Source organism: Pseudomonas fluorescens (assembly GCF_000802965.1).
GTDB lineage: Bacteria > Pseudomonadota > Gammaproteobacteria > Pseudomonadales > Pseudomonadaceae > Aquipseudomonas > Aquipseudomonas fluorescens_A.
In genome coordinates this window covers 1-15,235 of the sequence record NZ_JSAK01000022.1, presented here as the reverse complement: position 1 = coordinate 15,235, position 15,235 = coordinate 1, and the positions used below count along the sequence as shown (strand labels likewise).

General features: G+C 59.7%; 12 protein-coding genes. 2 read left to right on the top strand and 10 right to left on the bottom strand.

The features are described from left to right. Window positions 1-2: 2 nt before the first annotated feature. On the bottom strand, window positions 3-449 hold the full coding sequence (gene azu / locus NL64_RS19225) for an azurin (RefSeq protein WP_034149644.1): 447 nt from the start codon (window positions 447-449) through the stop codon (window positions 3-5). A 343-nt stretch (window positions 450-792) separates the two neighbouring features. On the opposite strand from azu, the gene NL64_RS19220 reads away from it, so the two are divergent. Together NL64_RS19220 and NL64_RS19215 are read left to right on the top strand one after the other, a co-directional pair. Further along, entirely contained in the window at window positions 793-1,380 is a 588-nt protein-coding gene (locus NL64_RS19220; protein ID WP_034149643.1) for a TIGR00730 family Rossman fold protein, read from the top strand. A 68-nt stretch (window positions 1,381-1,448) separates the two neighbouring features. Continuing rightward, window positions 1,449-1,628, top strand: a complete 180-nt coding sequence (locus NL64_RS19215) for a hypothetical protein (RefSeq protein ID WP_034149642.1) — start codon at window positions 1,449-1,451, stop codon at window positions 1,626-1,628. Between the two features lie 218 nt (window positions 1,629-1,846). Here NL64_RS19215 and NL64_RS19210 read toward each other — a convergent pair whose 3' ends face one another. The 9 genes from NL64_RS19210 to rpsF form a co-directional block, all read right to left on the bottom strand. Continuing rightward, a complete protein-coding gene (locus NL64_RS19210; protein WP_034149641.1) occupies window positions 1,847-2,737 on the bottom strand; it encodes a transglutaminase family protein in 891 nt (296 codons plus the stop codon). Continuing rightward, window positions 2,737-5,223 (bottom strand): circularly permuted type 2 ATP-grasp protein, encoded by a 2,487-nt coding sequence (locus tag NL64_RS19205; protein WP_034149640.1) that lies wholly within the window; start codon window positions 5,221-5,223, stop codon window positions 2,737-2,739. The genes NL64_RS19210 and NL64_RS19205 overlap by 1 nt, the downstream gene beginning before the upstream one ends. A gap of 88 nt (window positions 5,224-5,311) precedes the next feature. Then, entirely contained in the window at window positions 5,312-8,587 is a 3,276-nt protein-coding gene (locus NL64_RS19200; protein ID WP_034149639.1) for a DUF2126 domain-containing protein, read from the bottom strand. Between the two features lie 304 nt (window positions 8,588-8,891). After that, complete coding sequence (locus NL64_RS19195; RefSeq protein ID WP_034149638.1) at window positions 8,892-11,195, bottom strand: YgiQ family radical SAM protein; 2,304 nt, start codon at window positions 11,193-11,195, stop codon at window positions 8,892-8,894. Between the two features lie 215 nt (window positions 11,196-11,410). Next, window positions 11,411-12,808 (bottom strand): replicative DNA helicase, encoded by a 1,398-nt coding sequence (gene dnaB / locus NL64_RS19190; protein ID WP_034149637.1) that lies wholly within the window; start codon window positions 12,806-12,808, stop codon window positions 11,411-11,413. Window positions 12,809-12,943: 135 nt separating this feature from the next. Further along, on the bottom strand, window positions 12,944-13,390 hold the full coding sequence (gene rplI, locus NL64_RS19185; RefSeq protein WP_034149636.1) for a 50S ribosomal protein L9: 447 nt from the start codon (window positions 13,388-13,390) through the stop codon (window positions 12,944-12,946). A 19-nt stretch (window positions 13,391-13,409) separates the two neighbouring features. Next, on the bottom strand, window positions 13,410-14,303 hold the full coding sequence (locus NL64_RS19180) for a hypothetical protein (RefSeq protein WP_034149635.1): 894 nt from the start codon (window positions 14,301-14,303) through the stop codon (window positions 13,410-13,412). 36 nt (window positions 14,304-14,339) lie between these two features. Further along, window positions 14,340-14,570 carry a 30S ribosomal protein S18 gene (rpsR, locus tag NL64_RS19175; protein WP_002551829.1) on the bottom strand — a complete coding sequence of 77 codons (231 nt, stop codon included), beginning with the start codon at window positions 14,568-14,570 and terminating at the stop codon, window positions 14,340-14,342. 28 nt (window positions 14,571-14,598) lie between these two features. Beyond that, window positions 14,599-15,021, bottom strand: coding sequence for a 30S ribosomal protein S6 (gene rpsF / locus NL64_RS19170; RefSeq protein ID WP_003217491.1), 423 nt, complete (start codon window positions 15,019-15,021; stop codon window positions 14,599-14,601). Between the last annotated feature and the right edge of the window lie 214 nt (window positions 15,022-15,235).

The following is a 15,235-nucleotide window of genomic DNA, read 5'->3' as shown; positions in this document are numbered from 1 at the left end:
GATTACTTCAGCGTAACCGTACCTTTCATCATCGAGATGTGGCCCGGGAACGAGCAGAAGAAACCGTATTTTTCGTTGGCATCAAGCTTCGACACATCGAAGGTCACCGAGTCGGTTTCCTTGGCGCCGATAACCTTGGTGTGCGCGATCACGCGGGCATCGCCTTCTTTCAGGTACTGCTTGTCGATGCCGGCGCTCAGGCCGTCGGTAGCGATTGGCTGCATGTCCGCTTCTTTGCTCAACACCCAGTTATGGCCCATGACGTTTTTCGGCAAGTTGCCGGAGTGGGTCAGTTCGACGGTGAAGGTTTTGCAGCTCTTGTCGATTTCAATGGCCTTGGTGTTGAAGGACATTTGATCAGTGGAATCGATAGTGGTTTTGCACTCTGCAGCCATCAATTGGCTGCTGGCCAGCGTCAACAGGGATACCGCAACAAGTTTGGCAAACATGGTGAATCTCCAAGGCAGGGTTAGCAGAAATGCGAATGGACAGAAGACTGCCTGAAAACTTCGCAAGTTCCTATGACTTGAATCAAAAATTGTATACAACTTTCGGGCTATGGCATCCATCGAAAGAATCTACCAGCCAGACGTCTGGCCCGGGCCTAAGATCAGGCCATCATCACTTGCCGGAGCGTCTGTCATGTCCATCAATAGCCTGTTGTGCAGCTTGCTCGCCGCCTACGCCTGTGGCGCCAGCGGAACCTACGAAACGCCCAAACGCGAAGTCTAGCCCTTGGAGCGGCGCGCGCCTGCCTTTACTCTGTGGTCCTGATCGACCATGGAGGAAGGCATGTCTTTAGCATCCGTTTGTGTATTTTGTGGTGCCAGCACTGGCACCAACCCCGCTTATCGTGAAGCGGCCGTAGCCTTGGGCCAAGCGTTGGCCGAACGCCAGTTGACCCTGGTTTATGGCGGTGGCGCCGTAGGCCTGATGGGCATCGTCGCTGATGCGGCCCTGGCGGCTGGCGGTGAAGTGGTTGGGATCATTCCGCAAAGCCTCATGGACAAGGAAATCGGCCACAAAGGCCTGACTCGCCTGGAAGTGGTCGACGGCATGCACGCGCGCAAGGCGCGGATGGCCGAACTCAGCGACGCGTTCATCGCCCTGCCCGGTGGCTTGGGCACGCTCGAAGAGCTGTTCGAAGTCTGGACCTGGGGCCAGCTCGGCTACCACGGCAAACCACTGGGATTGCTGGAAGTGAATGGTTTTTACAGCAAACTCACCGGTTTTCTTGATCACATCGTCGGCGAAGGCTTCGTTCGCGCCGCGCACCGTGACATGCTGCAGGTGAGCGAATCGCCGCAAATTCTGCTCGACGCCCTTGATAGCTGGCAACCGACAGTGCTGCCGAAATGGGTCGAGCAAAAACCCGACTAACGATTCGGCACCGATACAGGGCAGAATACGCGCCGCTCAACCTCACCTTCGACCCCAGAGGATCGCCCATGGCTAAACCCAATTATTCCTTCGCCAAACGTCAGCGTGACTTGGCCAAGGAGCAGAAGAAAGAGGAAAAGCTTCAGCGCAAGAAAGCTACAGCTGAAGAAGCAGCACTGAACCCTGATGGTGAAGTGGCAGCAGAAGATGATGTTGATGCACCGAAAGATCAGGCGCCCGACGCCTGAGACCCTCCGGGCCGGATGATCTGATCAGGCCCACCGGATCTGTGTACAGGGTCAGCAGTACCTTTGCTGACCCTTACAGGCCAACCTGAAATGCCCACACATTCCCCTGTAGGAGCGAGCCTGCTCGCGATGAACCTGAGAGCGCCAAGGGGTATCAGGCTGCCCGCGTTTTCGTTAACGACCATCGCGAGCAGGCTCGCTCCTACAGTTGATCTTCGTTACTCCAATGGCATTACGGTGACGCTGACTTCCGGGTCGTGATTGCCGCCGCCCAGAATCACCCCGCGTAGCGGCGACACATCGGAAAAATCCCGCCCCCAGGCCAAAGTGATGTGTTCCAACGCCGGCTGCACATTGTTGGTCGGATCGAAATCGACCCAGCCCAGCACCGGGCAGTACACCGACACCCAGGCATGGGACGCATCGGCGCCGATCAATCGTGGCTGGCCCGGTGGGGGCTGCGTCAGCAGATAACCACTGATGTACCTCGCCGCCAGCCCACGGGAGCGCACACAAGCGAGCATCAGGTGCGCAAAGTCCTGACAGACCCCGCGCCGACGCTCCAGCACTTCCACCAGTGGAGTCGCCACTTGCGTCGCTTCGGCATCGAAGGTGAATTCACTGAAGATCTTTTCCATCAAGGCCTGAACGCCAAGCAGTAACGGCCGGCCCGGCGGAAAGCAGCTCTCGGAAAATTCGACGAAGTTGCGTTTCAAATGCACATAAGGCGATTCGAACCGGTAACGGCACGCTTCGAGCAAATCGGGCGAAAGCGGTTGGCTGCTATAGGTCAGCGCGCTGCGAGTGTCTTCCCATGCCGGAGACAATTTGAAGTCCGGCACAGGTCGGGGCAACACTTCGATCGTCAGGCTGGCGTTGACCAGCAGTTCATCATGCGGACGCTCGAACGCCAGGCGAGTCAGCGGATTGCCGAAGACATCCAGTTCATCGCGGCGTGATGTCGGCTCGGGGCTGATCTGCAATTGCTGAGCGGTGCAGCGCTGCCAAGTGCATGAGCGCGGCCACAGGTGCGCCAGTTGCTGGGCCAAAGACACCGGGCTGTCGTAGTGATAATGGGTGTCGTGGAAAATCTGGTATCGGGCGCTCATCAGACGGACACCGTGCGCTGGCTGACATCATCGACATGGGCGAAGTGTCGCAAGGCCAGACGATCCGAGACTTGCCCGCTGGCATCGGCAATCTCTTGCAGCAGACCGGCCAAGCCCTCGATGGCGGCACGCACGCTGGCAGCGCCAAACAACGGATTTTCCAGGCAGCCCAGATCGAAGCGCGCCAAGCGCTCCACCAACTGCGGCAGGCCTGCCTCGCGAGGTGCGCCAAAGTCGTCGCACAGGCGTTTGAGCGAACGAGTCACCAGTTTCAACTGGAACAGCACCGCGTGCGGGTTCTGTTCATCGAGCAACAACAGATCAAGCACCGGGATCAATTGCGCCACCGCGAGGTAACGCGAGCGGTAAGTGATGCTGCTGTTGCCCAGTTCCAATAGCCATTCCAACCCAGCCTGATCGAAAGCCCCGGTACCACGCAGGAACGCCGCCAGACTGCCACTGAGGAATTGCAGACGCTCGATCCGCCGGCCGATCATCAAAAAGCGCCAGCCTTCGTCCCGGGTCATGTCATCCAGGGCAAACCCGGACAGTGCCGCCAGGGACATCACCAACCGATTGAGGAAGTCCAGCAACTCACCGAAGTCCGGTTCTTCGGTTTCCAGCTCCATCGCTTCGCGCTGCAACTCCACCAGCGCCTGCCAGTTTTCCCGCGAGAGCTTGCCGCGCACCTGCGACGCCGCCCATTGCAACCGTTGTAGGTTGGAACGCAGGCTGAATGGCCAGTCATCGCCGAGGATTGCGGCCAATAACCGCTCAGACAGTTCACCTTCTTCAGGCAACAGATTTAGCCGCTCGCCAAGATTGACCGCAGCGTCCAGCGCCTGCGGGTCATCGCCGTCGACATAGCGCGCCAGCATGATCCGCAGCAACCTCGCGCTGTCATCGCAGCGCTCGCAGTAACGGCCGAACCAATACAGATTTTCTACCACCCGCGACGGCAGATAGGGATCGCGTCGAACCAGATCATGCACGCCAATGTTGCGCTGGGCTTTCCATTGTTCGCCGCTCGGTGGTCGGTCACCCAGCACCCAGGTGTCCTTGCTTGCGCCGCCGCGCTGCATCGACACCACTTCGGCATCAGCCTCGGCGGCGACACGGGTCAGGCCACCGGGCAGGACTCGATAGCCGTCGCGACTGGCCACCGCATACACCCGCATGCCGATGGCCCGGGGTTGCAACTGACCGTCCTCGGCTTGCCAAATTGGCGCCTGGGACAACTGCGCGAGTTCTTGCGCAACATAAGCGTAAGGCCGCGCCTGCATGCGCTCGGCAAGCGCCTGACGCTGTTTTTCACTCAAGTCGCGGCCAAAAACCGGAGCGAAGCTCTGGGACGGAAACGCTGGTTTTATCAGCAATTCCGGCAGTTTTTCCAGGGCTTGGGCCAAAACCGGCGCCTCACCGCACCACCACGTGGCAATGGACGGCAGGATCAGCTCTTCACCAAACAGGAACTGATTGATCCTCGGCAGGAACCCCAGCAAACCCGGTGACTCCAGCACGCCGCTGCCGAGGGCATTGGCCACCAGCACCCGCCCCTGCCGCACGGCTTCGAGCAGCCCCGGCACGCCAAGGGCCGAATCAGTGCGCAGTTCCAGCGGATCGCAAAAGTCGTCGTCGAGCCTGCGCATGATCGCGTGGACCCGACGCAGGCCATTCAGGGTTTTCAAGTAAACCGTGGCATCGCGCACCGTAAGGTCGCCGCCCTCCACCAAGGGATAACCGAGTTGGCGCGCCAGATAGAGATGTTCGAAGTAGCTTTCGTTGAATCGTCCCGGCGTCAGCAACACGATTAGCGGCGCTTCGTCATCGCTCGGCGCCTGGCGGGCGAGCGTCTCCTGAAGCGTGCGGAAGAATCCGGCCAGATGCTGCACCTTCAAGTCACGGTACAGCTCAGGGAAGGCCCGGGACACGATCATGCGGTTTTCCAGCGCATAACCGGCACCGGACGGCGCTTGCGTGCGGTCCGCCGTCACCCACCAGCGACCATCGGGGGTGCGCGCCAGATCCACGGCATATAGATGCAGGAAGGCCCCGTCAGGCGGGCTGATGCCCTGACAAGGCCAGAGGAAGTTGTTGTGGCCAAATACCAGTTCGGCGGGCAGCAAACCTTCAGCGATCAAGCGTTGCGGCCCGTACAGGTCGGCCAGCACGGCATTGAGCAGTCGAGCGCGTTGGGCGATGCCCGCCGACAACTGTTCCCATTCATCAGCCGCAATGACATGGGGCAGCAGATCGAGTTCCCACGGGCGATCGGCGCCCTTGGGGTCGGCGTAGACGTTGTAGGTGACGCCGTTTTCCTGAATCTGCCGGCTCAACAATGCCTGACGCTGCACCAGTTGCGCTGGCGTGCTGCGCTGCAATTGGTCGAACAATCGACGCCAGTGCGGGCGTACCGCGCCGCTGTCGTCGAGCAGTTCATGATAGGTGCCCGCTGTCAGCGGGTAGCGGTCTAGCAGGTCAGGCATGGAAAGCTCGGCAGACAGCAAGGAACGGTCAGACTAACGCAGGCTCATGACGCCCGGATATACGAAAAATCCGAGCGTCGCGTACGGTTTAGAAACGTCGCAAATCGAGAGTCATCGGTAGCTCGTCGTTAATTTCCAGAATCGGTATAGGAAGTTTCCCAGGCGTGTGTCCGATCCGGAAGAAACGCGCCATTCGCCGGCTCTCAGCCTCGTTGGCGTTCACCGGCAAGCTGTCATAGTTGCGCCCGCCCGGGTGGGCTACGTGGTACTGGCAACCGCCCAAGGAGCGGCCCATCCAGGTGTCGAGCAGGTCGAACACCAGCGGCGCATGCACCGGGATGGTCGGTTGCAGACAATTGGCCGGTTGCCACGCGCGGAAACGTACCCCCGCGACAAACTCGCCAACCCGCCCTGTCGGCTGCAACGGCACCGGGATCCCGTTGCAGGTCAGCAGATAACGCTGGGGCGCCAGCCCGGTGAGCTTGACCTGCAAGCGCTCCAGCGACGAATCCACGTAACGCACCGTGCCACCGACCGCGCCCTCCTCGCCCAGCACATGCCACGGCTCAAGCGCCTGACGCAGTTCCAGCGCCACGCCACTGACGGCGTAATCACCGACCTTGGGAAAACGGAATTCCAGATGCGCCGCAAACCACTCGGCCCGCACCGGGTAACCGGCGGCGTTGAGATCGACGATGACATCAGCGAAATCCTGCTCGATAAAGTGCGGCAACAGGAAGCGGTCGTGCAGCTCCGTGCCCCAGCGCGCCAGTTTTGGCGGCGCATACGGCTCGCGCCAGAACCGCGCCACCAGCGCCCGCAGCAATAACTGCTGGGCCAGGCTCATGCGTGCGTGGGGCGGCATTTCGAAGGCGCGCAGTTCCAGCAAGCCAAGGCGACCTGTCGCGCCATCCGGCGAATAGAGTTTGTCGATGCAGAATTCGGCACGGTGGGTGTTGCCGGTGACGTCGATCAACAGATTGCGCAGCAACCGGTCGACCAGCCACGGCGCACACTCCTCGCCTGGCTCAGGCATCTGCGCGAAGGCGATTTCCAGTTCATACAAGGCATCGTTGCGCGCTTCATCAACGCGCGGCGCTTGCGAAGTCGGCCCAATGAACAATCCGGAAAACAGATAGGACAGCGACGGATGGTTATGCCAGTAACTGATCAGGCTGCGCAGCAAATCCGGACGCCGCAGAAACGGTGAGTCAGCCGGTGTCGCGCCACCCAGTACGAAATGGTTACCTCCGCCGGTGCCGGTGTGTCGGCCGTCGATCATGAATTTCTCGGTGGTCAGGCGCGTCTGGCGTGCCTCTTCGTAGAGGAATTCAGTGCGCTCGACCAACTCGTCCCACGTCGCGGACGGCTGAACGTTGACCTCAATCACGCCCGGATCCGGCGTGACGCGGAAGTTGCTCAAACGCGGATCGCTCGGCGGTTCATAGCCTTCCAGCAGAACCGGGCAACGCAGTTCTTCGGCAGTGGCTTCGATGGCAGCGACCAGTTCCAGGTAGTCCTCGACCCGCTCCAGCGGCGGCATGAACAGGTACAACCGACCTTCCCGCGCCTCGGCGCAAAACGCGGTGCGGGTTAGCCAGTCGGCAGATTCGTCGATTTTCGGAGCTCGATCCTCAATAAGGGCAGCAGTGCCTTGGCTCTGAAGTTGTGCTGTATCGGGCAGTGGCGGGAAATCCTGATTCGGGTCCTGCGGATGAATGAACGGATACTCCGCCGCCTTCACCCAAGGCTGCGAGCCGAGCGGCAAGCGATAGCCCAGCGGCGAATCCCCCGGCACCAGTCGGCAATGCTCGTCACGCAAATACCAGCGTCCGCTCTGCCACTGATCACCCTTGGCGGTGCGCGCCAGCGGCAGGACTTGGCCAATCACTTTGTCCAGGCCCTGGCTGAAGACTTTTCGCAGACGCGCACGCTCCAGCGGTTCTTCCAGGCGCGAGTCTTCAGCGCTGACATTCTGCGGCAAAGTGCCTTCGCGCCAGAGGTAATAGAAATTGTCTTCGTAGGCCGGGAACACAAAACGTGTTGGAATTTTCAGGCGTTCGGCAACGCTCGCCAGGAAACGCCCAGCCAATTCGCCATTGGCGCCGTAGTCTTCCTGCTCGTCGGCGATCAGCGCGGCGTTGTGCCAGATCGGCACGCCATCGCGGCGCCAGTAGCAGTTGAGTGACCAGCGCGGCAATTGCTCGCCGGGGTACCACTTGCCCTGCCCGAAATGCACCAGGCCCTTGGGTGCGTAGTGCTGGCGCATGCGCTGGAACAGTTCGGCGGACAGACGACGTTTGTCCGGGCCCAATGCAGCGGTATTCCACTCGGCACCATCCGGGTCGTCGATGGACACGAAGGTCGGCTCGCCCCCCATGGTCAGGCGCACATCACCTTCCAGAAGGTCGGCATCGATCTGCCGGCCCAGCGCCTGAATCGCCAGCCACTGCTCCTCGGTGTAGGGCTTGGTTACCCGTGGCGCTTCCCAAATCCGCTCCACCGACATTTCGTGGCTGAATTCGCACTCGCACGGTTCCACCAAGCCACTGATGGGTGCCGCTGAGGACGGATCGGGACTACAGGCCAACGGAATGTGTCCTTCACCGGCAAACAGCCCTGACGTCGCGTCCAGGCCGATCCAGCCAGCGCCGGGCAAATACACCTCGCACCAGGCGTGCAGGTCGGTGAAGTCGACTTCGGTACCCGAAGGTCCGTCGAGGCTCTTCACATCGGCCGTCAGCTGGATCAAGTAGCCGGAAACAAATCGCGCGGCCAGACCCAGGTTGCGCAGCAGTTGCACCAGCAACCACGCGGAATCGCGGCAGGAGCCGGAAGCCTGTTCGAGGGTGTGCTCGGGCGTTTGCACACCCGGCTCCATGCGGATCAGGTAGCCGATGTCTTCGCTCAGGCGCTGGTTGAGGGCGACGAGGAAATCCACAGCGGGCAACGGCGTGCGATCAATACCGTCCAGATACGCCTTGAATTTCGGCGTCAGCGGCAAGGTTTCCAAGTACGGCGCCAGTTCCTTGCGCTCGTCTGCGGCGTAGGCGAAAGGGATTTTTTCGGCGTACGGTTCAAGGAAGAAGTCGAATGGATTGAACACCGCCATTTCGGCCAACAGATCGACTTCGATCCGCAACTCGCTGGTTTTCTCCGGGAACACCAGACGCGCCAGGTAATTGCCCTGCGGGTCCTGTTGCCAGTTGATGAAGTGCTGCTCGGGCGACACTTTCAGCGCATAGGACAGAATCCGCGTGCGACTGTGGGCGGCCGGGCGCAGGCGAACGATCTGCGGACCGAGCTCGATGGCGCGGTCGTAGCGGTAATGCGTGACGTGGTGCAATGCGACATGAATCGACACGGCGTGCCTCCTGCGAGCCCTAAGCGTATTCGAAAGCGCGCAAGACTTATGCCATCCAGCAGCGCTGGCGCTTTCTCCGGTTACTGGAGGCAGTACAGCACCAAAATCGGGCGAGGCGGGAAAATGGTTTGCATCGTTTGCACGTAAATGTGGCGAAGATCAAAAGATCGCAGCCTGCGGCAGCTCCTACACAGGAGTTCGCGTTTCCCTGTAGGAGCTGCCGCAGGCTGCGATCTTTTGATCTTCACCCTGAAATGCAAAACGCCAACCCGAAGGTTGGCGTTCTGTTCAGCTCAAGCGCAGCTTAGCGTGGCACGACTGGCTTGCGGGTCGGCTTTGGCCCCTTGCCTTTAGCCGCATCCTTGCGATCCTTGGCCGCCTGCTGGTTGCGGGCGAATGCCGCTGCCTTGGCCTGTTCACGCTTGTCCCACGGATTACCGCCATCGCTGGCGCGCGGTGGCAAGCCAGTGTGCTGGGTCAGGATCTTGGTGGTCTTTTCCCCTGCAACCTTGTGGCTGCCGGCCGGCGTCGAGTTCTTGCGACGGGCACTCTGGTAGCTGTCGGTGGACGGCTGGTGCAGCGGGATCAACTGGTTCTTGCCAGGGCCGATCAGGTCGGCGCGGCCCATGCGGGTCAGCGCTTCACGCAGCATCGGCCAGCCTTTCGGGTCGTGATAACGCAAGAACGCCTTGTGCAGACGACGCTGCTCTTCGCTCTTGACGATGGTCACCGCGTCAGACTTGTAAGTCACCTTGCGCAGCGGGTTCTTGCCCGAGTGGTACATCGCGGTGGCGGTGGCCATCGGCGACGGGTAGAACGCCTGCACCTGGTCGGCACGGAAACCGTTGCCCTTGAGCCACAGGGCCAGGTTCATCATGTCTTCATCGGTGGTGCCCGGGTGGGCGGCGATGAAGTACGGAATCAGGTACTGCTCTTTGCCCGCTTCCTTGGAGTACTTCTCGAACATGCGCTTGAACTTGTCATAGCTGCCGATGCCCGGTTTCATCATCTGGTTGAGCGGACCTTCCTCGGTGTGTTCCGGGGCGATCTTCAGGTAGCCACCGACGTGGTGGGTCACCAGTTCCTTGACGTACTCCGGCGACTCGACCGCGAGGTCGTAGCGCAGGCCGGAAGCAATCAGGATCTTCTTCACACCCGGCAATTCACGGGCACTGCGGTACAACTGGATCAGCGCCGAGTGGTCGGTGTTCAGGTTCGGGCAAATGCCAGGGAACACGCACGATGGCTTGCGGCACGCGGATTCGATTTCCGGGCTCTTGCACGCAATGCGGTACATGTTCGCGGTCGGACCGCCGAGGTCGGAGATCACGCCGGTAAAGCCCGGGACCTTGTCACGAATCTCTTCGATTTCGCGAATGATCGACTCGTGGGAACGGTTCTGGATGATCCGGCCTTCGTGCTCGGTGATCGAGCAGAAGGTGCAGCCGCCGAAGCAGCCACGCATGATGTTCACCGAGAAACGGATCATGTCGTAGGCCGGGATCTTCTCCTTGCCATACGCCGGGTGCGGAATGCGCGCATAGGGCATACCGAACACGTAGTCCATTTCTTCGGTGGTCATCGGAATCGGTGGCGGGTTGAACCAGACATCGACTTCGCCATGCTTCTGCACCAGCGCCCGGGCGTTGCCCGGGTTGGTTTCCAAGTGCAGCACGCGGTTGGCGTGAGCATACAGAACGGCGTCGCCACGGACTTTTTCCACCGACGGCAGACGAATCACGGTCTTGTCGCGGGTCATCTTCGGGCTGGCCAGAATCTGTACGACCTTGGCTTCCTGCGGATCCTCAACCGGACCCTTTTCCTGCTCGATGGCGCAGGCCTGGGTGTCCTGGGTGTTCACGTACGGGTTGATGATCTTGTCGATCTTGCCCGGACGGTCGATGCGAGTGGAATCGACTTCGTACCAGTCTTTCGGCGTGTCGCGACGAATGAACGCGGTGCCGCGCACGTCGGTGATGTCTTCGATCTTGTGGCCGTAGGACAGGCGCTGGGCGACTTCGACGATCGCACGCTCGGCGTTGCCGTAGAGCAGGATGTCGGCGCAGGCGTCGATCAGGATCGAGTTGCGAACCCGGTCCTGCCAGTAATCGTAGTGAGCGATGCGGCGCAGGGACGCTTCGATGCCACCGAGAATGATGGGCACGTTTTTGTAGGCTTCCTTGCAGCGCTGGCTGTACACCAGGCTCGCGCGATCCGGACGCTTTCCGGCCAGGCCACCCGGGGTGTAGGCGTCGTCGGAACGGATTTTCTTGTCGGCGGTGTAGCGGTTGATCATCGAGTCCATGTTGCCGGCCGCGACACCGAAGAACAGATTCGGCTCGCCGAGCTTCATGAAGTCGTCTTTGGACTGCCAGTTTGGCTGGGCAATGATCCCGACGCGGAAGCCCTGGGACTCCAACAGCCGGCCGATGATTGCCATGCCGAACGACGGGTGATCGACGTAGGCATCACCGGTGACGATGATGATGTCGCAGGAATCCCAGCCAAGCTGATCCATCTCCTCCCTGCTCATTGGCAGGAATGGCGCTGGCCCGAAACATTCGGCCCAGTACTTGGGATAGTCAAATAACGGCTTGGCTGCTTGCATGTCGATAACCGGTGTTGGCTTTCATTGAATTTCGCGGGCGCGGAATATAGCACAAATTTTGACCAATTCCGACGGCTGTGGTCGGAAATTGCGGTGACCCCATCGCTGGCAAGCCAGCTCCCACAATGATTTATGGTGTACCTGCTATTTTGGTATCACACAGAACCCTGTGGGAGCTGGCTTGCCAGCGATGGGGCCCGATCAGGTGCTATAAATCATTCGTCATCATCAAAGTTATAGCTACCCGGCGCCAGGTTCTCGAATCGCGTGTACTTACCGATAAAGGCCAGGCGGATAAACCCGATCGGGCCGTTCCGCTGTTTGCCGATGATGATTTCGGCAATGCCTTTGTGCTCGGTTTCGGGGTGATACACCTCGTCGCGGTACACAAACATGATGACGTCGGCGTCCTGCTCGATCGCTCCGGATTCCCGGAGGTCGGAGTTGATTGGCCGCTTGTTCGGTCGTTGCTCCAGGGAGCGGTTGAGCTGGGACAGGGCAACCACCGGGCAGTTGAATTCCTTGGCCAGAGCTTTCAAGGAGCGCGAGATTTCAGAAATCTCGTTCGTTCGGTTGTCGCCGCCCGATCCTGGAATCTGCATCAGTTGCAGGTAGTCGATCATGATCAGGCCGATGTCACCGTGTTCCCGCGCCAGACGTCGGGTACGCGCACGCATTTCCGACGGGCTGATGCCGGCAGTATCGTCGATGAACAGCTTGCGATCGTTGAGCAGGTTGACGGCCGAGGTCAGACGCGGCCAATCGTCATCTTCCAGTTGGCCGGAACGCACCTTGGTCTGATCAATCCGCCCCAACGAGGAGAGCATACGCATGACCAGCGATTCACCTGGCATCTCGAGGGAATACACCAGCACCGCTTTGTCGCTACGCAGTACGGCGTTTTCCACCAGGTTCATGGCGAAGGTGGTTTTACCCATCGATGGACGGCCGGCGACGATGATCAGGTCGGCCGGTTGCAGGCCGCTGGTTTTCTCGTCGAGGTCGGTGTAACCGGTGGACAGGCCGGTGATGGCGTTGTCGGTGTTGAACAAGGTGTCGATGCGGTCGATGGCCTTGGTCAACAAGTCATTCACACCTACCGGGCCGCCGGTTTTCGGGCGGGCCTCGGCAATCGCGAAGATCTGACGCTCGGCTTCGTCGAGGATTTCCTCGGCGGTGCGGCCTTCCGGGTTGAAAGCGCTGTCGGCGATCTCGGTGCTGATGCCGATCAGTTGGCGCAACGTCGCTCGCTGGCGAACGATTTGCGCATAGGCCTTGATGTTGGCGACGGACGGCGTGTTCTTCGCCAGTTCGCCAAGGTAACCGAGGCCACCGACCTGCGAAGTCTGACCTTCCTTATCCAATTGCTCGGCAAGGGTCACGACGTCGATCGGGGAGTTCTGATCGGCCAGTTTGGCGATCGCACGGAAAATCAGGCGGTGGTCATGTCGATAGAAATCGCCGTCGGAGACTTGGTCGAGCACGCGTTCCCAGGCGTTGTTGTCCAGCATCAGACCACCGAGTACAGCCTGTTCGGCCTCGATGGAATGCGGCGGCACTTTCAGCGCGGCGGTTTGCAGATCGTATTGCTCAGGAGCGGAGATTTCGTTCATGGCCACTTGGTTTTTTAAGGAAAAGCAGGGGTTTGAAAACGGGTGTTACCAGAAAGACAAAGGGCACGACCTGTAAACAGGATCGTGCCCGATGTTACCGGCAAGCACCCGAGGGTGCCAGCCGACAAGTGCTGCTTAAGCTGCTACCACGACAACGCGTACGGTGGCTTCAACTTCGGCGTGCAGGTGCACGGCTACGTCGAATTCACCTACGTTGCGGATGGTGCCGTTCGGCAGACGAACTTCGCTCTTCTGCACTTCAACGCCGGAGGCGGTCAGTGCGTCAGCGATGTCGTGAGTACCGATCGAACCGAACAGCTTGCCTTCGTCGCCAGCGGTGGCAGTGATAGTCACTTCCAGCTCAGCCAGTTGGGCAGCGCGGCTTTCAGCCGACGATTTACGATCTGCTGCTGCTTTTTCCAGCTCAGCACGACGCTCTTCGAACGCAGCCAGGTTGGCTGGGGTCGCGGCGGTAGCTTTGCCGTAAGGCAGCAGGTAGTTACGACCGTAACCAGCCTTAACGTTCACTTTGTCACCCAGGTTGCCCAGGTTGGTGACTTTTTCCAGAAGGATCAGTTGCATGTGAAAATCCTCTTAACTTTTAACCTTCACCGTTCGCGTTATCGGCGTCTTTCGACGCCAGACGACCGCGAAAATCAATCAGGCTGTCGACGATGGCCAGGACCACCAGCAACGGATAGATCAGCTGCATGAACAGCAACAGCGTGACGTACAACCCCACCAGCCAGAATTTGGCCAGTCGCTTTCGCGCCACCAGCCCGTGAATCAGGGCCAGCCCGGCGAAAACCAGCGGTACGCTGCACAACGGCACAAGCATGGACATCTGGGCACCGAAATTCGGTGTCACAACCATGCCCGCCAGCAGCAACATCGCGGGACCCAGCGGGATTCGGATGGCGCGAAACTCGCGACCGAAACCACCGGGGTTGTACAACAACGCCTGCCAGTAGCGCCCGATAATCAGGCTCAGCACACTGACGATTTGCAACAAGGCCGCAATCAGGCCGGTCAGGATTGGTGCTATCAGGGACGCGAAACGCGCTTGCTCGTCTACCGACATCTTCTGGTAGACCTCACCGAGTAGCGACGGCATGACTTTTATCAAAGCCTGCGCCAGCATCTCGATCTGAGGACCAAAAGCCGTCCCCAGCACCACTGAAAACACCACTCCCATCGCTATGCTGACCAGCAGCACGCGGTTCCAGGACTCGCTTGCGCGCAAAACCAACGCAAGGCCCGAAGACCCCAGCAGCACCAGAAGTGCCCGTGGGTCGTCGAATTTAAGCCACCAGACCAATGCCGGCAGCAGTCCCAGAGCAAGAACGCCCAAGGCGTCCCTCAATCCGCGCCGCAGGAGCACAAGGCATCCGGCGGCAGCACCCAACCAATACAACAACGGCAATGCCGCGCATCCAGCCACTACCAGAGTGGCCTGCATACGGCCCCGCATGATGAACTCAGCTAAGGCACGCATACATTCAATCCTTTGCTACGTGTCGACTGCCCGGTCTCAGCGGCCGTGGCTGTCGGTGTAGGCCAGCAGGGCCAGGAAGCGGGCGCGCTTGATAGCGGTGGCCAGCTGACGCTGATAACGAGCTTTGGTACCGGTGATGCGGCTTGGAACAATTTTGCCGGTCTCGGATACGTAGGCTTTCAGAGTGTTGAGATCTTTGTAATCGATCTCTTTCACGTCTTCAGCGGTGAAGCGGCAGAATTTACGACGACGGAAGAAACGTGCCATTTGATAGGCTCCTTAAAAGGTCCGTGGATTACTCGTCAGCGTTATCGCTGTTGTCGCTGTCATCACTGTCAGCGCTTTCAGCGCCTTCGTGCTCAGGACGGTCGCGACGCTCACGGCGCTCACTGCGGTTTTCTTCAGCCTTGAGCATCTCGGATTGGCCGGTAACGGCTTCTTCGCGACGGATGACCAGGTTACGGATCACTGCATCGTTGTAGCGGAAGTTGTCTTCCAGCTCGGCCAGGGCCTTGCCAGTGCACTCAACGTTCAGCATCACGTAGTGAGCCTTGTGAACATTGTTGATTGCGTAGGCCAGTTGACGACGGCCCCAATCTTCCAGACGGTGGATTTTGCCGCCGTCTTCTTCGATCAGCTTGGTGTAACGCTCAACCATGCCGCCGACTTGCTCGCTTTGATCCGGGTGGACCAAAAAGATGATTTCGTAATGACGCATGAATGCTCCTTACGGGTTGTAGCCTGCCGCTCAAAAGCGGTCAGACAAGGAGTGAATGACACTTATGGACTTGCGGACGCTAGACACATGCGTGCCTGCCATCACAGCAAGGGGCGCAATTGTAGAGAAGGGTCGAGAGAGGCGCAAGGTAATTGGTGATTATTTGAACAACCCCCATTTACCCTATAACTGCAGGAGCTGGCTTGCTGGCGAT